We start from the raw sequence: 22,866 nt of genomic DNA, 5'->3' as shown, positions 1-22,866 counted from the left end.
CTATGAGCTTAGTTTCTTCTGCTACCGAGCGCTTACGCCTACTGCTACTTATCCCAAACCTAGGTATGGGCGGAGCCCAGCGGGTATTCCACGATCATAGCGTGGAGTTGGCCAAGTATTATAAAGTGACAGAAGCTGTGTTCAATGAAGAAGGCGGAAACATTTATCCGAGCGGCAACGAACTGATCAGCTTAGAGGTGGCGGGCGGCGGCAGCCCGGTCGCTAAGGTTCGCAACTTCATGCAGCGTATCAGCCGGTTGCGCGCGCTTAAGCAGCAGACGAAAACCGACGTTTGTATCAGTCACTTGGAGGGAGCTGACTACGTGAACTTGCTTAGCAAAGGCCAGGAGAAGGTGATTCTGTGTATTCATGGCTCTAAGCTGCACGATGCGAATATCAAAGGGGCTGTAGGCTGGCTGCGTAAAAAGGTGTTGATGCCTAGCTTATATAATCGGGCTGACCGCATTGTAACGGTCAGCCGGGATATTAACCCGGAGCTAATAGAAGGCTTTGGCGTTAAGCCAGAAAAGCTACTGACCATCAACAACTTCTTTGAAGTAGTCCAGATTACGAGTAAAGCCCAAGAGCCGCTGACTGCGGCGGAGCAAGCCGTGTATGATGCTGCTCCTGTGCTGGTGACCTCCGGGCGACTCTCGTTACAGAAGAACCAAGCGCCCCTGCTCGATAGCTTTGCTGCTTTGTTGAAGCGCCGACCGGCAAAATTGGTGTTTGTGGGCGACGGCGAGCTGCGCACCGAGTTGGTGGCACGGGCCAGGCACCTAAGTTTGCGCGTGTACGAAGCCTGGGATACGCAGCCGCTGACCCCCGACGATGATGTGTACTTTCTGGGAATGCAGCAAAACCCGTTCAAGTACATCCGGCCGGCGTCTGCCTTTGTGTTTCCCTCGGCGTGGGAAGGATTTCCGATGGCGCTGGGCGAGGCCATGATCTGCGGCGTGCCCGTCGTGACAACGGATTGCCCGACGGGACCCAGAGAAATTCTAGCTCCTGCTACCACTACGCCCAAAGTGCCGATTCGCTGGGCAGAGCTATCTGCTTACGGCGTGCTGATGCCCATGCTAAACAACCCCGCCAGTCTGACCAGCGACCTAGGTGTGTGGACGGAGACGCTTGATCAACTGCTCGCCGATTCAGCCGAGCGCGACCGGCTGGGAGTGCTAGCCCGGGAGCGGATGCAGGACTTTACACGCGAGAAGATATTCCGCCAGTGGCTGGCGGTGATTGAGGAGGTAACAGCAGCCTAAATGCGCGACAAACAAGAGAATCTTACTCGTCCGGTCGTCCTTGTTGCTGACAATTCGGTGGCCGTGACGGGCGCACTCGTTGCCATTCGGAACGCTACTGACCAGCTGAAAGCGCAGTACGAGTTTGTGTACGTGCTGCCGACCGGTAGCTTAGGCAAGTCAGTACTGGAACAAGCAGGCTATCAGGTGCGTGAGTTACCCTTCGTGGAGATTAGCCGACGCAAAACGGCGTTGCTGCGCTACGTGCCCATGCTTCTGCTCAACGGCTGGCGACTGCGAAAGCTAGCCCGAGTACATAAGGCGCGCATCGTTCATCTGAACGACTTCTACAACCTGACCGGCTACGTAGCCAAACTGCTGAGCCTAGGTACGCTACGAGTCGTGACGCACGTGCGGTTTTTGCCCCAGAGCCTGCCGCAGCCGTTGGCGCGTACGTGGCGGTGGCTCGCGGAGCGCTTTGCCGACCGGGTGCTTTGCGTATCGGCGGCCGTGCGGCGCTACTTCGGTGCTAGCGGCAAAGTGCGCGTGGTGTTTGACCCTGTTCCTGCCGTGGAAAAGCACGCTGTGCCCGTGTTGCCGGCGTATCGGTCAGATAGTACGGTTCAGCTTTTATATTTGAGCAACTACATCCAAGGCAAAGGGCAAAACTTTGCTTTGCAGGCCTTTCGGCAGGCTTACGCCCAAAATAACCAGCTCCGTCTGGCATTCGTGGGCGGCGACATGGGCCTGGAAAAAAACCGGCAGTTTCGCCAGCAGCTAGAGGCTGATGTGCAGCAATATAATCTGGCGGCGGTAGTGACTTTTGAAGGGTTTGTGACCGATGTGGAAAAGCGCATCAAGGCGGCCGATATTCTGCTGAACTTCTCGGAGTCGGAGTCGTTCTCTCTCACCTGCCTGGACGCGCTGTACTACGGCACGCCCCTTATTGCTACGGATTGCGGCGGGCCCGCGGAGCTGTTTGAGAATGGGAAATCTGGGCTGCTGGTGCCTAACCGAGATGTAGAGGCCATGGCAGCTGCTATTGCTAGGTTAGCCGCTAATCCGGCGGAAAGGGCGCAGTTTTCTGCTGCTGGTAGAGCGTACGTACGGCACAAGTTTCAGCAGGCCGCTACGTATGAGCAGCTAGGGCGCATTTATCAGGAGTTGCTGGCGGCTGAGGCATAAAATTCCTGAATGGCCTTTACAACTCTTTGCTGATCCGTAAAGGTCAGTTCAAAAAACAAAGGTAGCCGTACCAGATGATCAGCGTAGTAGCCGGCATTTGGCAGGGTGCGGCCATCGTGGCGAGCCATGTAGAAAGGACTGTTGTGGAGGGTTTGGTAGTGAAAAACCGCCAGAATGTTGCGTGCACTTAGGTGCTGAATAAGCGCAGTTCGCTCCTCCAATGTGTGGCAGAGCAGGTAGAAAATATGCCAGTTGTGAAGAGCGTAGGCGGGTACCACGGGCAGGGCAAAAAAGTTAGCCGCTGCCAGCGGTGCCAAGGCTTGGTAATACTGTTCCCACTGCCGCTGGCGTTGCGCCTGGATTGTACCTAGCTTTTCGAGTTGCGCCCAGAGGTAAGCCGCGTTCAACTCCGACGCCAGATACGACGAGCCCACATCAACCCACTGGTAGCGTGCCGTTTCGCCCCGGAAGTACGCGGCCCGGTTGGTGCCTTTTTCCCAAATTATTTCGGCCCGCTCCTGAAACCGTGCGTCGTTGATGGAAAGTAGGCCGCCTTCCCCGGCAATGACGTTCTTAGTTTCGTGGAAAGAAAAAGCCGCCAGGTGACCGATGCTACCTAAGGGGCGCTGCTGATAGTAGCCATCGATAGCCTGCGCAGCATCTTCTATCACAAACAAGTTATGGCGGGCAGCTAGCGCCATCACGGCGGCCATATCGCAGGCCACTCCGGCGTAGTGCACCACCACAATCGCGCGCGTGCGGGATGTAATCAGGGGCTCCAGTTGCGCGACGTCTACGTTGGGGTGCTCGGGGAGGCTATCGGCAAAAACGATGTGTGCGCCACGCAGCACAAACGCATTGGCTGTCGACGTGAACGTGAATGTTGGCACGATTACTTCGTCGCCGGGCTGGATGTCGAGTAGCAGCGCTGCCATTTCCAGGGCCGCCGTGCCGCTCGTGGTCAGCAGGGCTTTGCGGATGCCATACCGCTGTTCTAAGAACTGCTGGCACTGCTGCGTAAACCAGCCATTACCGGAAAGTTTTCCGTTGCGTAGAGCTTGCTGAATGTAAGCTAGCTCCTGACCGGAAAGATAGGGCTTGTTAAAAGGAATAGGTGCTAAAGACATAAGAGCTAGCTTGCGCGGCAAATTACCAGCAAAACTTTCGCGAAAGTACCTGGCGCAAACCAGTGCCAGTGCAAGAACCTAGGTCAACATAGCAAACAAAGTAGCTGACACGCAGAATAAGCGGATCTGCCCCACATTACCGACCTTTGTAGACTTATTGTCGGCTCTCGTTGGTCAATCATTCCTTTATGCAATTGCTTTTTATTGTGCCCTATCCGCCGGGCAAGGCGCCTTCCCAGCGCTTCCGGTTTGAGCAATACCTAGATTTCTTAACGGAGGCGGGGCATACCTGGCACCTAGCACCATTTATTTCCGACGCTACGTGGCGCATTTTATACAAGCCGGGCCATACCGTTACCAAGGCCCTGGGAATACTGACCGGCTTCGGGCGCCGCTTCCTGCTGATGGCTACAGCCGCTAAATACGATTACGTGTTCATTCACCGGGAAGCCTCGCCGATTGGGCCGCCCATTTTTGAGTGGATACTGGCAAAAGTACTGCGCAAGAAAATTATCTACGACTTCGACGACGCCATTTGGATTCCGAATACGTCCGAGGCCAATAAGCTCGTGGCAGGGGTGAAGTGGCACCAGAAAGTAGGCAGCATTTGCCGCTGGGCGTACAAAGTAAGTTGTGGCAATGCTTACCTGCGGGCGTACGCCAAACAGTTCAACCCGAACGCTATTATCAACCCAACCACCATTGATACGGTCAACCTGCACAACCAGGTGAAAGACCAGGCACAGCCCGGAAAGTTCGTGATCGGCTGGACAGGCACACATTCCACCTTGCGCTATATTGAGCAAGTGGTGTCGGTGCTGGCGAAGCTGGAACAAGAACACGACTTTGAGTTTCGGGTTATTTCCAATCAAGCACCGGAGTTGCCGCTGAAGTCGCTCGTGTACCAGCCCTGGCGCAAAGACACAGAAATAGCCGATTTGCTAGCTTTCAACGTGGGCTTGATGCCGCTGGAAGATGACCCGTGGGCCAACGGAAAATGCGCTTTCAAAGCACTGCAATACATGGCGCTCGGCGTACCAGCACTTGTATCGCCCGTAGGCATGAATACAGAGGTTGTAAAAGAGGGAATAAACGGTTATGTGTGCGCCACACCTGCCGAGTGGGAAACAGCGCTACGAACCCTGCTGCAAGACCCCGCACTACGCCAACATCTAGGTCAAGCTGCTCGGGCTACGGTAGAAGCTCGTTATTCTGTAGTGGCTAATCGAGGGGTATTTCTTAGCCTGTTCAACTGAGGCCTTTTGAGCTTCTTCGGTACGGTGGCCTTATACTGCATGATGTAAAGGGCCGATAAGTAAAAAGGCATCAACGGAATTTTGTAGCGCACTAGGGTGCCAAAGTTTCCACTGTTGGTGCCCACGCCAACAGCTAGAACGATAGAAAAAATAAAACAGAAGGTTAGGATAGGTTGCGAAGAAATTAACTGCAAACTTTTAACTACGCCGGTTCGGTAAAATAGCTTTATCGTTAAATAAAGGAATAGAGCAGCCTCCATTGCTGAAAGCAACATAACGGGGTTACGCGCCTCAAACAAGAAAGGCCTGAATAAGCTAACAATTACGGCTTGTGGCGCCACTTTAATCATGGAGCTAATGGAACCGTCAATTGTCCCAATGTTGTAAGCAGAGCCAGTAGCAACCTGCGATGTTAGATAGGTACTGTTAATGCGTGTGCGCTCACCAATTTTATCGACATCGTATTTATCGTCACCAGCGGTCAGCTTGTTAGTGCCTAGAAAAGCGGTAGCAAGGCCCAAAACAAGAAAAAGAGGCTTGACTAGCATACGCACGCTAGCAGAGCGAATACGCTGGCTGTTCTCGTTAAACACCCAGAGCAATGCAGGTGGCAGAAACGATAAGAGAATATAAATCTTTACGGAAATAAGTACATACGCTCCCAAAGCGCCTAAAATGCTAGCAAACAGAACGTTCTTCTTTTCGATAGTGGCATGGTAAAAACCGTAGAAAGTCCAGCCTAATGCGCCTATACAAACAGAATCTTTCATTAATCCGGAACCCCAAAAAAATACCGAAGGAAGAAAGAATACAGCTAATGCGAGTTTCTGATAAGCCAGCGGAAAAATGCGGACAAAGGTGATATACGTAGCCCACATGCCTGTGAAGCTTAGCGCCGCAAACATTAGCCCAATGACCGCGTAAGTACAAAAGGAAAAAATAGCAAAAAAGCTTGCTATGCGTACGACAAAGTACTCAGTAGAGGCATGATACCAGTACAGCTGCGCGATATAGCGGGTAAGCTCCGGGTCGAATTTCGTGTTGTCGCCAAAGATAAGTTTTAAGCCAGTCGAAGCCGAGTCACTGAAAGCTTGGTAAACAACTTTCGTGTGGCCGAAGTAATTAAAAGTATCTCCGCCACCGTAATAGAATTGATAAATCAACCCTAGGCCAAGCGCTCCAACAAACTTGGCTGTAAGAGCAGGAATAAAATACTTCTTCGTGAATTTATTCGTGGCTCTTTTTCGTACGGCGAAGGCAATGCCATAAAAGAGCACCAAGTAAATAGGCGTAAGAAAAAGGTCTTTTAAGTCCATACAACAGCACGTAGCACCCGCTTATTTTTTGTTTTTCTTGAGGTAAGCTTTGGCCTCTTTGTATTGTTCCAAATCGTGGTCGGCGTGATCTACTACGGCTTGATAATAGCGTCGGGCCCCCGGCTTATCTTTGTCTCGCTCGGCGAGACGGGCTAGGTTGAGATTTGAGTAGAGATAGAAGCCGCCAGCTGTATCATTGGTGCTCTCGGCAAAAACGATGCAACGCTGGTAATAGTCCTTGGCTTTGTCGAGGTCTTTGTACTTGTTCTGCATCAGCCACCCCAAAAAATAAGTAGCGTAGCGGCCGCTGATACCTTCGTAACCAGGTAAGCCACGATTGAGCTTATCTAAAATCTCGTGGCTAACCCGCTCACATTCGCGAAACTCTCCGTTATTGAAGCATAACAGATCGTAAAAGCGCTGAAAATACGCGTTGTCGGGGTAGTGGGTAGCTAGGTAGCGCGAAATAGGCATCGCCAGCGCCGGGTTGTTCTCTTCGTTGTTGAGAATGCGCATCAGGAACGTCTTGGCTTCGAGCCCGACGTAAAAGCCATTATCAGCTACGTTGCGCAGTTGCTGAATACCTAGCTGCTTATTCCCCTTGGGAAAGAATAACAGCACGGGCTTGAGCAACGGATAGTTCTCGGGAATCCAAACAGCATAGTAGTTGAAAAGCGCCTGCCCAAATAAGAACTCTGGACTGAGTCCATTGGCTTCCTTACTCTTGTCTAGATAGTCGAGAGACTTTTTGCTATTGACGGTGGCTTTGCGCCAATCCTTGCGCTCGGCGTGTAGGCGGGCACTAAAGCCATACGCGGCGGCCAAGAAGAAACAGGCTTCGTAATTCTTGCTATCAGCCTCGTATAACTTCTCTCCATTGACGATGGCCGTATCCATGTAGGCAAAGAAGATGTTGTCGTACTGCTTCGTTTGCACGTTGCTGGGCACGATCTTCCACCAAGTGCTGAGACCTAGCAGAAAGTAAGGCATCGGGTGGTGCGAGTAGCGCCGACGCAGCGAGCGGAACTGCTTTTCTGCCTTGTCAAACTTGAAGTTGTAAAGGTTCTGCACAGCGCCATCTAACTCTGTCTGAATGTCTTTGTCGAGCAACAGCCAGCCTTTCGTGTCGATAGCGCCCGGCATCACGTCCACGTTCTCTACTTCGATATTGCGCATGGGCGCTTTTTTAGTAGTATCAGGCTGTTGCGCCAGGGCAGGAATCGACAACAAAGCCAGCAGGAAGACGAAGAAGTTTTTTTGGAGCATGGAGGCGTCTAATTGCGGCCAAACTAGCAACCTTAGCTGCGCGTAAGCCGCCTAACGGAAAGGCTAAAGTATGGCTTTTATCCTAGTATTGAACGAGTAGACGAACGAGAATGAACCTTTTACGCACCCTGTGTCAGATAGCCGCGCCCTCAGGCAACGAAGCACCACTGACCGAATTTTTGTTGCAGTATATACGTGAGCAGCAGGCAAGTTGGAAAGCTAAACCGAAAATAGTGCATGATGAACGTTTTCAAGATTGCATAATACTTGTGTTTGGCAAACCCCGCACGGCGGTTTTTGCCCACCTCGACAGTATTGGATTCACCGTACGCTATGGTCGCCAATTAGTGTGCATTGGTGGCCCGCGTATGGAATCCGGCTACCGGTTGGTAGGCCAAGATGCACAAGGCCCAGTAGACTGTACGCTTACCGTAGACAAGCAAACCGGTGAACTAGGCTATGAGTTCACCCGGGATATTGAACGCGGTACAGAGCTTACATTCTACTGCGACTTTCGCGAAACAGCGCATACCGTGCAGGCGTGTTACCTCGACAACCGCATTGGGGTGTGGAACGCGCTCCGATTGGCTGAAACGATTACTGATGGTATTATTGCGTTCGGCTGTTGGGAAGAGCACGGCGGCGGCTCGGTGGCTTATCTCGCCAAGTACATCTATGAGGAGTACGGAGTACGGCAGGCGCTCATCTCGGATATTACGTGGGTGACGGAGGGCGTACGACCCGGGGCTGGCGTGGTAATTTCACTTCGCGACTCACTCATTCCGCGGCGCTCTTACGTCGACCGCATTCGGACTATTGCGCGCAACTCAGGCATTCCGCACCAGTTGGAAGTGGAAGGTGGTGGCGGTTCCGATGCCAAAGAGCTGCAGCACAGCGCTTATCCATGGGATTGGTGCTTTGTAGGAGCTCCGGAAGATAACGTGCATTCACCCGACGAAATCGTGGACAAACGAGACATTGCGAGTATGCTTGCCCTGTATCAAGTGCTAATGCAGGAATTATAAGTCACTCGACCAAGGCGCGAAAGGGCGAAGGCAGAGAGCAAGACCTAGGTAAAGCTAGGTGCTGAGGTGAAGGCACAGATAGTGCAGGGTAGAACGCTGGAATTAGCAGGTGGTAAGAGGTTGAGATTGTGGGTAAAAGCTCTATTTTACCAACCTTAACCCATTTCTCCTCCAAACTCCCACCTTCTTACTTTCAGCGTTTATGATGAGTATCCTCTACGTTGCTCCGGCGCTTGGCGTGTTAGCCTTGTTCTACACATGGTTTCGGGCGGGCTGGGTGGCCCGGCAGGATGCTGGCAGCGAGCATATGCAAACAATTGCCGGCTACATTGCTGATGGAGCCATTGCTTTTCTCAAGGCTGAGTACCGCATCATGTCCTTGTTTGCACTCATCGCCTGTGCCTTTCTTGGTTACCTAGGTAGCACCGGCGAAAAATCTAGCCCCATCATTGTGGTGGCGTTCCTGATTGGGGCTGTGTTCTCCGCGTTGGCCGGATTCATCGGGATGAAGATTGCCACGAAAGCCAACGTGCGGACGGCACAGGCAGCCCGCACCAGCCTGAGCCAAGCACTCAATGTGTCATTCTCGGGTGGATCGGTCATGGGTATGGGTGTAGCTGGGCTGGCAGTGTTAGGCCTAGGTTCTCTGTTCATTATCTTTTATCAGCTGTTTGTGGTCAGTAGAAATGGTGGGGCAAACGGTATCGAGATGGAGACGGCCTTGGAAGTGCTAACGGGCTTTTCGCTTGGCGCGGAGAGTATTGCCTTGTTCGCCCGCGTAGGAGGCGGTATCTACACCAAAGCCGCCGACGTGGGCGCCGACTTAGTAGGTAAAGTGGAAGCTGGTATTCCCGAAGACGATCCGCGCAACCCCGCCACTATTGCTGATAACGTGGGTGACAATGTGGGCGACGTAGCTGGCATGGGGGCCGACTTGTTCGGCTCCTATGTGGCTACTATTCTAGCTACTATGGTGTTAGGACGCGAAGTAGCAGCGGCAGGGGATCAGTTTAATGGCTTGTCGCCCATTCTGCTGCCAATGGTTATTGCGGGCGTGGGCATCGTGTCGTCACTCATTGGTGTGCTAATGGTGCGCGTGAAGGAGGGCGGCAACGTGCAGTCCGCACTTAATTTCGGCAACTACGTTTCGGTGCTACTCACGGCGCTTTCGTCCTTCTTTTTGGTACGTTGGATATTACCCCCCGGCGACCTGATCATCAACCGGCCCGGAGCGGTGCCTTTCACTTCGCTCGATGTTTTCTACGCCATTATTGTCGGATTAGTGGTTGGCACGTTGATGAGCATCATTACTGAGTATTACACAGCTATGGGCAAGCGGCCCGTGCTGAGCATCGTGCGGCAAAGCAGCACGGGGCACGCGACAACTGTCATAGGTGGCCTAGCTGTCGGAATGGAATCGACCGTGCTCCCAATTTTAGTGCTGGCAGCTGGCATTATTCTGTCGTTTCAGTTTGCCGGGCTTTACGGGGTAGCTATTGCCGCCGCGGGGATGATGGCGACTACAGCCATGCAGCTCGCTATTGATGCCTTTGGGCCGATTGCCGATAATGCCGGTGGTATTGCCGAGATGAGCGAACTTCCCAAAGAAGTGCGCGAGCGTACCGATATTTTGGATGCTGTGGGCAACACGACGGCTGCTACGGGCAAAGGCTTCGCTATTGCTTCGGCAGCCCTGACCTCTTTGGCCTTATTTGCAGCCTTTATGGGCACTGCTAACATTTCCAGCATCGATATCAGCAACGCACGAGTGCTGGCAGGCTTGTTTGTAGGGGGCATGATTCCGTTCATCTTCTCCGCCCTAGCTATTTCGGCGGTGGGACGTGCGGCCATGGCCATGGTACAGGAAGTACGCCGTCAGTTTCGTGAAATCCCCGGCATCATGGAAGGCACTGGTCGGCCGGAATATGAGAAGTGCGTGGCTATTTCTACGCAGGCTGCTATTCGAGAAATGATGTTACCCGGTGCCATTGCCCTTATTGTACCTATTGTTATCGGTTTCACTATGGGACCCGAAGTGCTCGGTGGCACGCTGGCTGGCGTTACGGTGTCAGGCGTACTGATGGCCATGTTTCAGAGCAATGCGGGCGGCGCCTGGGACAACGCCAAGAAGTCATTTGAGAAGGGCGTATTAATTGATGGCACCATGCAGTACAAAGGCTCCGACGCGCACAAAGCCTCGGTAACCGGCGACACCGTAGGCGACCCTTTCAAGGACACGTCGGGTCCGTCAATGAATATCCTTATCAAACTTATGTCTATTGTGTCGCTGGTTATTGCACCGCATATTGCCGCGCCAGATAAAGCCATGGCGCCTATACCGGCACACCACACACTACAGTGGGCATCAACTAGCTCTTTGTCGATGCCAACCCCGATGGCACTAGTGAAAAGGCAGCTAGGTGCGCAAGTGCTGCCCCGTTAAAAGAAGATACGACTACCGCTACTGAGCTTGGTAGCTGCTAAAGCTGCCCTTCCGCACCGGAGGGGCAGCTTTTTTGTACTACCTTTGGCGTCTCTATTCTCAGAGTCTCAATCAAACTCGGATGTCGCTGTCTACTATCTCACTGCACGACAAGCAATTTACTCCCTACTTGCCGGCTGCTCATATATCGGAGACTGTGCGCACAATTGCTGCACGCCTTAACCAAGATTATGCTGGTCAGTGTCCGCTATTTCTGGTCGTATTGAATGGCTCCTTCATGTTCGCCGCCGACCTGATGAAGGAAATGACCATTGATTGTGAAGTAACTTTCATTCGGGTAGCCTCTTACCAAGGCACTGCCAGCACCGGGGAAGTGAAGGAAATCATGGGGTTGCAGGAGGACGTATCGGGGCGCCATGTTATTGTGGTGGAAGACATCGTTGACACGGGGCATACCATGCAAGAGTTGCTTCAACAACTGAGATCCAAGCAACCCGCCTCCTTGGAGGTTGCTACGCTCTTCACAAAGCCCGAATGCTTGCAGCATACGCTCGATCTGCGTTATATCGGTATTGAGCTGCCCAACGAATTTATTGTAGGCTATGGTCTAGATTACGATGGGCTAGGCCGCAACTACCCAGACGTCTATAAGGTCCTGTAGGTAACATCGTACAGGATAACGCCCTTTTCGTAGAAATCCGATTGCGGTAGTTTTAGTATCTTCACAAGCCAGCCCACTTTCTCTCGCGCAACTTTTTACTATTATGTTGAATATCGTGCTCTTCGGCCCTCCTGGTGCCGGTAAAGGAACGCAAAGCCAGAACCTGATTGCTCGTTATAACTTAGTGCATCTGTCGACGGGTGACTTGCTGCGTTCTCAGATTGCGCAAGGTACTGAGCTAGGTTTGCGTGCCAAGCGCCTGATGGACGAAGGCTTACTAGTGCCCGATGAAGTTGTAATTGGCATGATTGAAAGCCAATTAGCTAACAATACACAGGCGAATGGCTTCATCTTCGACGGTTTCCCGCGTACTGTTGCCCAAGCCGAAGCGCTCGACGCATTAACGCAGCGCTACGACACAGGTATCTCCTGCATGATTGCGCTGGAAGTAGCCGAGGAAGAACTCGTGAAGCGCCTGCTGGAGCGAGGCAAAACCAGCGGCCGCCCCGATGACCAAGACGAAACCAAGATTCGTCGCCGCGTAACGGTGTACAACACCGAAACCGCGCAAGTTGCTGGTTACTATGCTGAACAAGGGAAATTTCACTCGTTGAACGGTATTGGCCCAATCGATGACATCTTCCAGCAGATCTGTGAAGTGATCAACAAGCACCAGCCCGCAACATCCGTCACGGATAGCCAGGAAGCTACTGACGAAGTAAAAGCGTAACTTTGCGGCCATAACCGCATAAACCTGTCATCCTGACGAAGGAAGGACCTTATCACGTGAGAACGGTTGTTACTAACAACTCGTTTTGGCCTGATAAGGTCCTTCCTTCGTCAGGATGACAGCCGTTTTTAGCCCGGTCAGAAAAAGCTAGGTGAGAAGTCTGAGTATGTAGCTTAGCCTTCGACTCGGGCTACTTCCGTAGCTCAGAATAGCACCTTAGCCTCAAATCTTCAAAACTCAACACTTCCAAAAGTGGCTTCTAATAACTTTATCGATTACGTCAAGATCTGCTGCCGCTCGGGGCGGGGTGGCGCCGGTTCGCACCATTTCTTTCGCGCCAAAGGCCTACCAAATGGTGGCCCTGATGGCGGCGATGGCGGCCGCGGCGGCCACATCATCTTAGAAGGTGACTCGCAGCTCTGGACGTTGCTGCACCTGCAATACCAGAAGCACATTATTGCTGGCCACGGGCAGGGTGGCGGCGAAAACTTGCGCACGGGCGCCCAGGGGGAAGACGTGATTCTGCACGTCCCGCTAGGTACCATCGCTCGCGACGCCGAAGCCGGCGAGAAGAAGGTAGAAATCACCGAGCACGGCCAGCGCATAATTTTGACCCCCGGCGGCCGCGGTGGCCTCGGCAACGACCACTTCAAAAGCGCTACAAACCAAGCCCCACAATACGCTCAGCCCGGTGAGCCTGGCATTGAAGAGTGGGTAGTGCTGGAGCTAAAGCTGCTAGCTGACGTAGGTTTGGTCGGCTTCCCGAATGCGGGCAAAAGCACGCTGCTCTCCGTGGTATCAGCCGCCAAACCGAAGATTGCGGATTACGCCTTCACCACGCTAGTGCCAAACCTAGGGGTCGTAGCCTATCGCGACTATAAGTCATTCGTGATGGCCGACATTCCGGGTATCATCGAGGGCGCAGCCGAAGGTCGTGGCCTAGGTACACGCTTCCTCAAGCACATCGAGCGTAACTCCATCTTGTTGTTTATGATTGCCGCCGACAGCGACGACATTGCCGCTGAGTACCAAGTGCTGATCAGCGAGCTGGAGCAATTCAATCCGGAGTTGCTAGAAAAGCGCCGATTGCTAGCCATCACAAAGTCCGACTTGATTGACGACGAGCTAGAAGCCGAGATGCGAGAAACGCTGCCGCAGGATGTGCCTAGCGTCTTTATTTCGAGCTTGACCAACAAGAATATTCAGCCGCTGAAAGATATGATCTGGAAGGCACTGCACGAGTAACTGCTATCCTCGGCTTGACCGCAAACGAGAAAGTACTTCCTCCGGGTCCTGCTGGTTATAGTAGCGTAAATGCAGCCGTATTAGGTCTGTATTATCCAAAAGCGGAAGCTGATCCGACAATAACACTGGTTGTTGCCATTGTTGCGCTAGCACCGCTATTGGCTTCTCTTGTAAGTGAGCCACCCAAGTAGCCTTGCCACCCGCAATAGTAGCTAGATAACGTTGAGCAAGTACGATTTGTAGAATGTCAGCTAGCGTGATGTTGCTGGGTACGATAAAGCGGTGTTCAAGTAAGTCATCGCTTGATGCTACTGGGTCGCGGGTAAGGAGGATTGTCATTCTACTGGTTAGTTGTATCGTCACTAGGCACTTAGTAGAAAGATGCCACCTTCCGCTCTCATAGTTTGAACTAAGTACCTAGGTTGCAAGTTTCCGTGCCACAATGGCAGCAACCTAGCCTTTGGCAAACTCCTTGCCCTCACACCCCTGCCAACTGGCTTAAATTCAGTGAAAAACCCGTTTCGACGATTTTTTGATAAAATGGCTGACGAGAACAACGTACCCCAGGACGACAACCTGACTGCCGATACCGACCACGTAGCTGGCGAAATGACCGATACCGAAGCCGCTGATGGCGGCGCTCCTCAAGCAGAAGCCACTAAAACGGACGCCGAGCTAGCTGAACTGAAAGACAAGTACTTGCGTTTGGCGGCTGAGTTTGATAACTACAAGCGCCGCACTGCCAAGGAACGTCAGGATTTGTTCAAAACGGCAAACCAAGAGTTGATGCAGGTGATGCTGCCAATAATTGATGACTTTGAACGCGCCCGCACCCACACACAGTCTTCCGAAGACGTGAATGTCGTGCGTGAGAGCGTAGATATAATCTACAACAAGCTGCTCAAAACGCTCCAGCAAAAGGGCCTCACCCCGATGGAGACGAAGGGCGGAGCTTTCGATCCTGATCTGCACGAGGCAATTACCCAGATTCCGGCTCCCTCAGACGAGCTGAAAGGCAAGGTAGTTGATGAGGTGGAAAAAGGCTATTACCTAGGTGATAAGGTCATTCGCCACGCGAAAGTGGTGCTAGGGAGCTAGTATTGAGTAGTTGGTATTGAGTAGTGAGCTAGGGTAGGCGATGCCTTCTAGCTTTTGCTACAAAATCAGTCAACAGCACTCAATACTCAATACAAAATACTCTGTACTGAGGAGAACAATGGCAACGAAGCGAGATTACTATGAGGTGCTGGGCGTGGCGAAAACCGCGGCCGGGGATGAGATTAAGAAGGCCTACCGCAAAGTAGCCATCAAGTATCACCCCGATAAAAACCCTGATGACCCAACGGCCGAAGAGAAGTTCAAGGAAGCGGCCGAAGCGTATGAAGTACTGTCGGACAACGACAAGCGTGCCCGCTACGACCGATTTGGTCACCAGGGTATGGGTGGCGCTAGTGGTGGCGGTCCGAATATGGAGGATATTTTCTCACAATTCGGCGACATCTTCGGCGGTGGTGGCTTCGAGGGTTTCTTCGGTGGCCAAGGCCGTTCGGCTGGTGGTCGACGCGTGAAGAAAGGCTCCAACCTGCGCATCAAGCTCAAACTTGATCTAGAGGAAATTGCCAACGGTGTTGAGAAGAAGATCAAGGTGAAGCGCTATGTAGCGTGTAACACTTGCTCGGGCACTGGCGCCAAAAACGGCACGGAAGTAAAAGAGTGCGGTACATGCCATGGTCAAGGCCAAGTGAAGCGTGTGGTAAATACCATGCTTGGCCAGATGGTTAGCTCGTCGACTTGCCCGACCTGTAACGGCGAAGGCAAAATCGTGAGTCAGAAGTGCGATGTGTGCCACGGTGAAGGCCGCCAACTCCAGGAGGAAATCATCCCGATCAACATTCCAGCCGGTGTGGTAGACGAGATGACCCTTTCGATGGGTGGCAAAGGCAACTACCCCGAGCGCGGCGGCGTGCCCGGCGACCTGCTCATCCAGATCGAGGAGGAGCCGCACGAGTTCTTGAAGCGCGACGGCAACAACATCATGTTCGATCAATATATTTCCTTCGTAGATGCGGCCCTAGGTGCTAGCGTCGAAGTGCCGACCATCGAAGGAAAAGTAAAGATCAAAGTAGAGCCTGGTACCCAGCCCGGCAAGATTTTGCGTTTGCGTGGTAAGGGTATTAAGGACATCAACGGCTACGGCCGCGGCGACCAACTCATCCACATCAATGTCTGGACGCCAAAGAACGTGAGTGGGGAAGAGCGCGAGTTGCTCGAAAAACTGCGCAATGCCCAGAATTTCACACCGAACCCTGGCAAAAACGAGAAGGGCTTCTTTGAAAAAGTGAAGGAGTACTTCCAGTAAGAATAAATTACTCTCTTGTGTTGAACGCCCGTCCTCTTTGAGGATGGGCGTTTTTGTTTTAAGATGACTTCAATTAGGCCGTCCTTTCGACCACGGGAGAAATCTCGCGTGCTGTCGTTGTGTGGTAGTGACCTGTCGATTAGAGTTAGTATGGCACGCGAAATTTCTCCCGCTGGTCGAAAGGACGTTCAATTGGCCATTGAGAAAGTTGGTCGAAAAAATCTTTATCGATTTCTGTAATGCAAAAGCTAGGTTAGCGATTCATGCTGTGTAAATCTTGAACGCCACGCCTTGCAGCCTCAATCAGCAGAATTTATTGCCTTAATCAATGCGCATCACGCGCTGATTCAGCGCGTGTGCAAGCTGTATTGTCAAGGTACTGATGATCGGCAGGACTTGTACCAAGAGATTATATTACAACTCTGGCGAGCGTATCCGCACTACGAACCGCGTGCGAAAATCAGTACGTGGCTTTATCGAGTGGCGCTGAACGTGGCCATTTCTGATTTGCGGCAGCGCACCCGCAAACCTGCTATCAATCGGTTGGGTACAGACACCCCTGACCTAGCCTTGTCGCTCGATTCTGGGCCCGACGCCGACGACTTAGCGCAACTTCACCGAGCTATCGGACGGCTATCGGATGTGGAGAAGGCCTTCGTGCTGCTTTACCTCGAAGACCGCAGCTATGAGGAAATAGCCGACATCCTCGGCATCACCCAAAATAACGTGCGCGTGAAAATGCACCGCGTGCAAGACAAGCTTCGCCAATTACTTACCCAAATCGCCTGATGGAACTCGATGACCTTCGCCGCCGCTGGCAGCAACAGCCATCCGGCTCAATGCCTTCCCCTGAATCCACCGAACAACTTTTGCACACTATGCTACAGCAACGTACCCAAGAGCCTATTGCTCAACTGAAAGCCAACATTCGTCGTGGCAATCTCCTTATTATCTCAATATTACTGCTGAACGTGTTTAACTTCCTCCGGACTGTTGAGCCGTTCGGCTCTAAAAGTGAATCGCGCTATCCACTATTAATTTTGATGGGAGGAGTAGTGGCATTTCTACTGTTCGTGCTGCTGCAGCGTTGGCAGTTGATGCGAGCAATGGAGGTAAACAGTGCCAACCTCTATCAGCAACTGAAAACTACTTCAGCTAAGCTGCGCCAGCTGCTACTCACCGCTCGCCTAATGGCCGTAGGATTGTTAACCGCCGTTATCGGATCCTTCCTATACGCAAATCGTGGGTCAGTGCAAGAGTTGCTTGATCCTACTACCCCGCACTGGAGACAGCATGTACTAGCATGGATAGTGGGCACTGTCGTGTGCGTAGGACTGATTATCGGCTTACTGCGGGTTGGGAAGATAAAGCAGCAGCGTCAGTATGGCCAGTACCTTGACCAAATGGATGCCGCTCTGCGTGAGCTGGCCGATGAGAAGCATTAGCCTTTTTCATCTGTTCAGACCAGCTTTTCGCCCGTTTATCCCTGCCGTTCTACCTTTCAGTTGAATTCTTCAGCTTCGTGCGGCCGAACTCTCTACCTTTAGCTTCATCATTTTATCTCTCCCCGTGACCGCAATCTTACAAGCTATCGACGTGCGCAAGGCCTATTCTGCGCACGTTGCTCTTAGTGGCGTCAGCCTCGAAATTCCGGAACGCAGCATCTTCGGCCTGCTCGGGCCAAACGGCGCCGGTAAGACTTCGCTCATCCGCATCATCACCCAGATTACAGGCGCTGATTCCGGCGAAATCCGGTTCCGGGGTGAGAAGCTGAACCCGAGCCACATCGCCCAAATCGGCTACCTGCCCGAGGAGCGCGGACTCTATAAGAAGATGAAGGTAGGCGAGCAACTACTCTACCTAGCCCGACTTCGGGGGCTCAGTCGGGCAGATGCTGTGCAGCGCATCAAGGGGTGGCTAGAGCGGCTAGATCTGAAGCCGTGGTCGAATAAGTTTGTGGAAGACCTGAGCAAAGGCATGCAGCAGAAGGTGCAGTTCATTGCCACAGTGCTGCACGAACCTAGCTTGATCATTCTGGATGAGCCGTTCTCAGGCTTCGACCCAATCAATGCTAACCTCATCAAAGACGAGATTATCAACTTGCGCGAGCAAGGCGCCACGATTATTTTCTCCACGCACCGCATGGAATCGGTGGAGGAAATGTGCGACAACATTGCCCTGATCAACCGTTCGCGCAAAGTGCTCGACGGACCCGTGCGGCAAATCAAAGACACGTTCAAAACCAATACCTACGAGGTAGAAGGCAAAGGGCGCCTGATGGTAATGCATCCTGATTTTGAGGTGATTGAACACAAGGAGCGCGAAAATGGCTTTTTCTACGACCGAATTCGGCTGCACGCGGGTACCACGCCCAACGACTTGCTGCGCTATCTGATCAATAACGTGGAGGTACACGCCTTCCGCGAGCAAATACCTAGCATCAACGAAATCTTTATTCGGCGCGTGCAGGAGACCATGCCGGAGTCGCTGGTAGAGGAAGTTAGCCAATAGACGAGCAACTAGCTGTGCTGCTTGGCTTACCGCCTTCGGACAGTTTGGTAGACTCAGTAGAGTAATTGCTCCAACCCTTATTGATCTTGATTTAAAAAAACATGAACTACAAATTTTGGCTTATCGCCCAACGCGAATACCTGACCCGAGTTCGCAAAAAAAGCTTCGTGGTGCTAACCCTCTTGGTGCCGTTGCTGATGGCTGGGGTTTTCGCCTTCGTGGCCAAGCTGGCTAAGTCCGACGACAACTCGGTGGATGTAGTTGAGGTGCGCGACGACACCAACCTAGGTCTGACAAGCAAGCTGCCTACTACTGAGCAGCTCTTATTTCTGCCCGCAGCCGGTACCTTGGCCGAAGCCAAGCAGAGCTTCCAGAAATCGGAGCATGCGGGTCTGCTTTACTTGCCGGCGAACCTAGATGTGCAGAATCCGCAAGGTATTCAGCTGTTTGCTAAAGGCAACGTGAGCATGCGCAAGCAGCGCGCCGTTGAGAATGCGCTGAATAAAGCCTTATCGGAGATGAAGATGCAGAAGTCGGGGCTGACGCAGGAGCAACTTGACCAGCTTCGCTCGCGCGTGTCGCTCACGACGGTGGCCCTGGACGAGAAAGGCCAGGAAAAAAGCAGCGATACCATGGCGACAACCGGCGCGGCGTACGTACTGGCGCTGCTCATCTACATGTTCATCTTTATCTACGGCGTGCAGATTATGCGGGGCGTAGGAGAGGAGAAGTCGAACCGTATTATGGAAGTAATGCTGTCATCGGTGCGGCCCTTCGACCTGATGATGGGCAAGATTGTGGGCATTGCTGCCGTGGGCCTAACCCAGTTTGTGTTGTGGGCCGTTCTATCATTCGGAGCTAGCTCTATTGTTGGCTCGGCAGTATTTGGCAGTGACAATGCTCGTCCAACCACAACGCTAGCTACAAGAGCAGGGGCTAGTAATGACGACAAACGAGTTGCGCAAGCAGAAGCTAGCCAGCAACCCGAAGCAGCCGTAGTAGATGGACGCTCGGCTATATTCGGTGCCTTACGGGATTTGCCAATCGGGATGATCCTAGGAGGCTTTCTAATTTACTTCCTGGGTGGTTACCTGTTGTACGGAGCACTATTTGGGGCAATTGGTGCGGCCGTAGACGACCAGACGGACACGCAGCAGTTTATGTTTCCTGTCACGCTGCCGCTCATTCTCAGCTACCTCATTGGCGTGTCCGTTATCCTGCGCAACCCTGATGGCCCGATTGCCTTTTGGATGTCGATGATTCCGTTTACCTCGCCCATTGCCATGGTCATTCGGCTGCCGTTTGGCGTGCCGCTCTGGCAGCTAGGGTTGTCTGTGGTGCTGCTGATAGCAGGCTTTATTGGTACGGTGTGGGTAGCTGCGCGCATCTACCGCGTAGGCGTACTGATGTACGGAAAGAAAGTGACCTACAAAGAGCTAGGTAAGTGGATGTTCTATAAAGGATAATCAGTTAACTATGGTGTAGGGACGCAAAATTTTGCGTCTCCTTAGTTGGGCAAACGAACCTAAAAAGCTAGGTCGGGTTGTTCTAGCAAGGAGACGCAAAGTTTTGCGTCTCTTCCTTATTACTGCACAGCCAGTCGCTAGCCACGAATGAGCTGTGATGCTTTTTATTCTATCTTACTTCCCATGATTCGCAAGCTTTTTCTGTTGCCCTTCTTGTTTGCTTTGCTCAGCTTTACCGCCGCCGACCGGCCTGCTTACCGCCTCTTCACCGCCGTTGGTAAGTCCGCCGACTACGACCAAATGCTTAAGGAGCTAGCCCAAGCTGACGTCGTTTTGTTTGGTGAGCAGCACAACGACCCTATTGCGCATTGGCTAGAGCTTCAGCTGGCCAAAGACCTAGCTCAACGCAAAGCCGGTCAGCTGGTGCTCGGTATGGAGATGTTTGAGCGCGACGTACAACCGCTGGTGGAGCAATACAACGTGGGCGAGCTGGATGACAAGGCTTTCGAGGAACAAAGTCGCCCCTGGCCCAACTATGCCACCGATTATAAACCGTTACTCCAGCTAGCCAAGCAGCAAAAGCTGCGCGTAGTGAGTACCAATGTGCCGCGCCGTTATGCCTCGCAAGTTGCCAAAGGAAGCCTTACCTCTCTCGACGCGCTACCCACCAGCGAGAAGGCTTGGATAGCGCCGCTGCCCGTTACGGTTGATTACGAACTGCCAGGCTACAAGAACATGCAAGCAATGTTCGGCGGGGATGGTGCACACGGCGCGGGCGTGCAAAACATCATCCAGGCGCAAGCCTTGAAAGATGCAACCATGGCTTATTTCATTCGCCAGAGCCGGCAGCCCGGTCAACTAATGCTCCACTTCAACGGCAGCTACCACTCCGACAACCACGACGGCATCGTGTGGTATCTCAAGCAAGCTGACCCGAAACTGAAGATTCTAACTGTGTCGACGGTGGCACAGGAACAGCTGGGGAAGCTAGATAAGGAAAACGAGCAAAAAGCCGACTACGTACTAGTGGTTCCGGCCGATATGACCAAGACGTACTAATACTCGTTATGCTCTCTACCCTAACCCACACCGCCCTACCAGACCAAGCAAAGCTACAAGCCATCTGCAAGGCGGTAGCGGTGCTTGATGCCCTGAACTCACCAGAATACGAATACCGCTATTACTCCTACAACAAGGATTGGGCGGAAGGCGAAGAAGTATTCGAAATGCAGGATGGTGAAGGGGACCAGATGCTAATTCTCTTTCGCGCACAAGGCTGCGTTATCAATGGTTATGCCTTTGAATACGAAGAGACTGACAAAAGGCAGCTAACGCGCGGCCTACCCGACGTTTTTGATGAGTTCATCTTCGGTGAGCCAGTTAACTCTATCGGCACAACCTTCTGCATTTGGTACACGCCAAAAGATAAATGGCAGATCGGCCAGCTGGAAATTGACGAAGATGGTTCTGAAAACTTCCTAGACATCTTCGACGGCAACCCGCAAACGTATATCGATTGGGCCAGCGAGTATTACGACGAAGATCAGGAGAAGCCAGCTCCATCCTTAGAAGCTGTAACCAGCGTTTACCAAGGCAAAACGCTGATAAAGGAGCTAGCCCTCGCCATCGTTCCTCACGTGGAAGACTGGCAACAGCTCGAAAAAGACCTGCAAGAAATCGGCTACCCGTACGATTTTAGCTAAGCGTCTAGCTTTGCAATACCCAACACTATAGAGCTGTGTCCAAAACAACCTCGGCCGTTGCCTTGTCTTCTTGACGCATGGCAACGAAAACCACTTTCCTCACAACCAACTGGCGCTACCTGCTGCTAGCTAATTATGCAGTTGACGCGAGCGTGCTGCGGCGGCACCTGCCCGCCGGCGTAGAGCTAGACGACTGGAACGGTACGCACTACGCTAGCATGGTTGGGCTACTATTTGAGGATACTCGCATGCTAGGTATCCCTTTTCCCTGGCACCGTGATTTTGCCGAAGTGAACCTGCGTTTCTACGTGCGTCGCAAAACGGCGGCCGGTTGGAAGCAAGGCGTCGTGTTTGTGAAGGAAATTGTGTCGAAGCCTGCTATTGTGCTGGTCGCTAATACACTATATCAGGAAAAGTACGTGGCCTTGCCCATGCGCCACCGCATAGAAGCTAGGCCTAATGGCGAATTAGCGTTAGACTACAACTGGAAGATAAAAGGGGAGTGGAACTACCTGCGCGGCACAGCAGCAGCCACCGCCGGGCCTATCCCTGAAGATAGCGAAGCAGAGTTCTTGGCCGAAAATTACTGGGGCTTCACACGGCGCAGTGCCAAGCGGACCTCAGAGTACGAGGTGGTGCACCCGCGCTGGGTGGTTCGCCCCGTTTCCGATTATACATTTCACTGCAACGTAGCGGCGCTTTATGGCCCTGAGTTCGTCGAAACTTTGCAGCAGGAACCTAGGTCGGTGTTTATGGCCGATGGCTCTGCGGTGAAGATTATGAGCGGCGAAAAAGTATTGTAACAAAAAGCCCCGACAACGAAGTTGCCGGGGCTAGGTATGGTGAGCTGCGAAAGCTGCGTTTACGCCGAGAACGACGAGCCGCAGCCGCAGGTACTTTTCGCTTGCGGATTGTTGAAGACGAAACCACGAGCGTTCAGACCATCCTGGAAGTCAACCTCCATGCCCATAACGTACATGGCGTGCTTCTTATCCATGATGAGTAGTACCCCGTCGAGGTCGAAAACTTCATCCTGCTCCTTGGCTTTGTCGAAGCCTAGCAGGTAGCTCAGGCCCGAGCAACCGCCGCCCTGTACGCCTACGCGCAAGCCGTATTCGGCCGGTACGTTTTTCTCGGTGAGAATATTCTTAACCTCCTCCAAAGCACGAGGAGTAAGGCTGATAGGAGCAAGCTTGGTGGAAACGGCTGTTGCCATGGTGCGTTCCTGGTTAAGTAAATAATTGCAAAGATACGAAGTCAGCAGAATCAGTGTGTGACCTTCCGTTATATCAACAGCTAGGTGGCCCATCCGGTTCACAACTTATCTTT

General features: G+C 52.6%; 22 protein-coding genes. 17 read left to right on the top strand and 5 right to left on the bottom strand.

The window, feature by feature from the left end; genetic code table 11:
* Positions 1 to 2: 2 nt before the first annotated feature.
* The gene (locus tag SD425_RS20455; RefSeq protein ID WP_324671890.1) at positions 3 to 1,265 is read left to right on the top strand and encodes a glycosyltransferase; all 1,263 of its coding nucleotides are present in this window, start codon (positions 3 to 5) and stop codon (positions 1,263 to 1,265) included.
* Positions 1,266 to 2,429, top strand: a complete 1,164-nt coding sequence (locus tag SD425_RS20450) for a glycosyltransferase family 4 protein (RefSeq protein ID WP_324671888.1) — start codon at positions 1,266 to 1,268, stop codon at positions 2,427 to 2,429.
* On the opposite strand, the gene rffA is transcribed toward SD425_RS20450, so the two are convergent.
* A complete protein-coding gene (gene rffA, locus SD425_RS20445) occupies positions 2,402 to 3,556 on the bottom strand; it encodes a dTDP-4-amino-4,6-dideoxygalactose transaminase (protein ID WP_324671887.1) in 1,155 nt (384 codons plus the stop codon). The genes SD425_RS20450 and rffA overlap by 28 nt on opposite strands.
* 188 nt (positions 3,557 to 3,744) lie before the next feature.
* Here rffA and SD425_RS20440 point away from each other — a divergent pair, with 188 nt between their 5' ends.
* Positions 3,745 to 4,812: a glycosyltransferase gene (locus tag SD425_RS20440; protein WP_324671886.1), complete on the top strand. Its 1,068-nt coding sequence runs from the start codon at positions 3,745 to 3,747 to the stop codon at positions 4,810 to 4,812.
* Here the strand turns inward: SD425_RS20440 and SD425_RS20435 are convergent.
* Together SD425_RS20435 and SD425_RS20430 are read right to left on the bottom strand one after the other, a co-directional pair.
* Entirely contained in the window at positions 4,764 to 6,128 is a 1,365-nt protein-coding gene (locus SD425_RS20435; RefSeq protein WP_324671885.1) for a hypothetical protein, read from the bottom strand. The genes SD425_RS20440 and SD425_RS20435 overlap by 49 nt on opposite strands.
* Positions 6,129 to 6,149: 21 nt before the next feature.
* On the bottom strand, positions 6,150 to 7,394 hold the full coding sequence (locus tag SD425_RS20430) for a tol-pal system protein YbgF (protein ID WP_324671884.1): 1,245 nt from the start codon (positions 7,392 to 7,394) through the stop codon (positions 6,150 to 6,152).
* A 110-nt stretch (positions 7,395 to 7,504) separates the two neighbouring features.
* Between SD425_RS20430 and SD425_RS20425 the strand changes: the two genes are divergently transcribed.
* From SD425_RS20425 to obgE, 5 genes are all read left to right on the top strand, one after another.
* Complete coding sequence (locus SD425_RS20425; RefSeq protein ID WP_324671883.1) at positions 7,505 to 8,419, top strand: M20/M25/M40 family metallo-hydrolase; 915 nt, start codon at positions 7,505 to 7,507, stop codon at positions 8,417 to 8,419.
* A gap of 202 nt (positions 8,420 to 8,621) precedes the next feature.
* On the top strand, positions 8,622 to 10,862 hold the full coding sequence (locus SD425_RS20420) for a sodium-translocating pyrophosphatase (RefSeq protein WP_324671881.1): 2,241 nt from the start codon (positions 8,622 to 8,624) through the stop codon (positions 10,860 to 10,862).
* Between the two features lie 121 nt (positions 10,863 to 10,983).
* Positions 10,984 to 11,523 (top strand): hypoxanthine phosphoribosyltransferase, encoded by a 540-nt coding sequence (hpt, locus tag SD425_RS20415; RefSeq protein WP_324671880.1) that lies wholly within the window; start codon positions 10,984 to 10,986, stop codon positions 11,521 to 11,523.
* Between the two features lie 103 nt (positions 11,524 to 11,626).
* A complete protein-coding gene (locus SD425_RS20410; protein WP_324671879.1) occupies positions 11,627 to 12,253 on the top strand; it encodes an adenylate kinase in 627 nt (208 codons plus the stop codon).
* 252 nt (positions 12,254 to 12,505) lie between these two features.
* Positions 12,506 to 13,498, top strand: coding sequence for a GTPase ObgE (obgE, locus tag SD425_RS20405; protein WP_324671878.1), 993 nt, complete (start codon positions 12,506 to 12,508; stop codon positions 13,496 to 13,498).
* Between the two features lie 3 nt (positions 13,499 to 13,501).
* On the opposite strand, the gene SD425_RS20400 is transcribed toward obgE, so the two are convergent.
* The gene (locus tag SD425_RS20400; RefSeq protein WP_324671877.1) at positions 13,502 to 13,837 is read right to left on the bottom strand and encodes a hypothetical protein; all 336 of its coding nucleotides are present in this window, start codon (positions 13,835 to 13,837) and stop codon (positions 13,502 to 13,504) included.
* 201 nt (positions 13,838 to 14,038) lie between these two features.
* Here SD425_RS20400 and SD425_RS20395 point away from each other — a divergent pair, with 201 nt between their 5' ends.
* The 9 genes from SD425_RS20395 (at position 14,039) to SD425_RS20355 (ending at position 22,340) form a co-directional block, all read left to right on the top strand.
* A complete protein-coding gene (locus SD425_RS20395) occupies positions 14,039 to 14,596 on the top strand; it encodes a nucleotide exchange factor GrpE (protein ID WP_324671875.1) in 558 nt (185 codons plus the stop codon).
* A 118-nt stretch (positions 14,597 to 14,714) separates the two neighbouring features.
* Positions 14,715 to 15,857, top strand: a complete 1,143-nt coding sequence (gene dnaJ, locus SD425_RS20390) for a molecular chaperone DnaJ (RefSeq protein ID WP_324671874.1) — start codon at positions 14,715 to 14,717, stop codon at positions 15,855 to 15,857.
* A 291-nt stretch (positions 15,858 to 16,148) separates the two neighbouring features.
* A complete protein-coding gene (locus tag SD425_RS20385; RefSeq protein WP_324671873.1) occupies positions 16,149 to 16,646 on the top strand; it encodes an RNA polymerase sigma factor in 498 nt (165 codons plus the stop codon).
* Positions 16,646 to 17,302, top strand: a complete 657-nt coding sequence (locus SD425_RS20380; RefSeq protein WP_324671872.1) for a hypothetical protein — start codon at positions 16,646 to 16,648, stop codon at positions 17,300 to 17,302. The genes SD425_RS20385 and SD425_RS20380 overlap by 1 nt, the downstream gene beginning before the upstream one ends.
* Before the next feature lie 124 nt (positions 17,303 to 17,426).
* On the top strand, positions 17,427 to 18,368 hold the full coding sequence (locus SD425_RS20375) for an ATP-binding cassette domain-containing protein (protein WP_324671870.1): 942 nt from the start codon (positions 17,427 to 17,429) through the stop codon (positions 18,366 to 18,368).
* A 101-nt stretch (positions 18,369 to 18,469) separates the two neighbouring features.
* Positions 18,470 to 19,834: an ABC transporter permease gene (locus tag SD425_RS20370; RefSeq protein WP_324671869.1), complete on the top strand. Its 1,365-nt coding sequence runs from the start codon at positions 18,470 to 18,472 to the stop codon at positions 19,832 to 19,834.
* Positions 19,835 to 20,017: 183 nt separating this feature from the next.
* Positions 20,018 to 20,893, top strand: a complete 876-nt coding sequence (locus SD425_RS20365) for a ChaN family lipoprotein (RefSeq protein WP_324671868.1) — start codon at positions 20,018 to 20,020, stop codon at positions 20,891 to 20,893.
* A gap of 8 nt (positions 20,894 to 20,901) precedes the next feature.
* A complete protein-coding gene (locus SD425_RS20360) occupies positions 20,902 to 21,537 on the top strand; it encodes a hypothetical protein (protein ID WP_324671867.1) in 636 nt (211 codons plus the stop codon).
* A gap of 77 nt (positions 21,538 to 21,614) precedes the next feature.
* The gene (locus SD425_RS20355) at positions 21,615 to 22,340 is read left to right on the top strand and encodes a DUF2071 domain-containing protein (protein WP_324671866.1); all 726 of its coding nucleotides are present in this window, start codon (positions 21,615 to 21,617) and stop codon (positions 22,338 to 22,340) included.
* A 59-nt stretch (positions 22,341 to 22,399) separates the two neighbouring features.
* Here the strand turns inward: SD425_RS20355 and SD425_RS20350 are convergent, their stop codons facing one another.
* Positions 22,400 to 22,753 carry an iron-sulfur cluster assembly accessory protein gene (locus SD425_RS20350; RefSeq protein ID WP_324671865.1) on the bottom strand — a complete coding sequence of 118 codons (354 nt, stop codon included), beginning with the start codon at positions 22,751 to 22,753 and terminating at the stop codon, positions 22,400 to 22,402.
* Positions 22,754 to 22,866 lie beyond the last annotated feature (113 nt).

Origin of the sequence: Hymenobacter sp. GOD-10R (assembly GCF_035609205.1) — a bacterium.
In the GTDB taxonomy this organism is placed as follows: Bacteria; Bacteroidota; Bacteroidia; order Cytophagales; family Hymenobacteraceae; genus Hymenobacter.
Note: the sequence above shows the minus strand (reverse complement) of the source record. Positions and strands in the feature narration are given on the sequence as shown.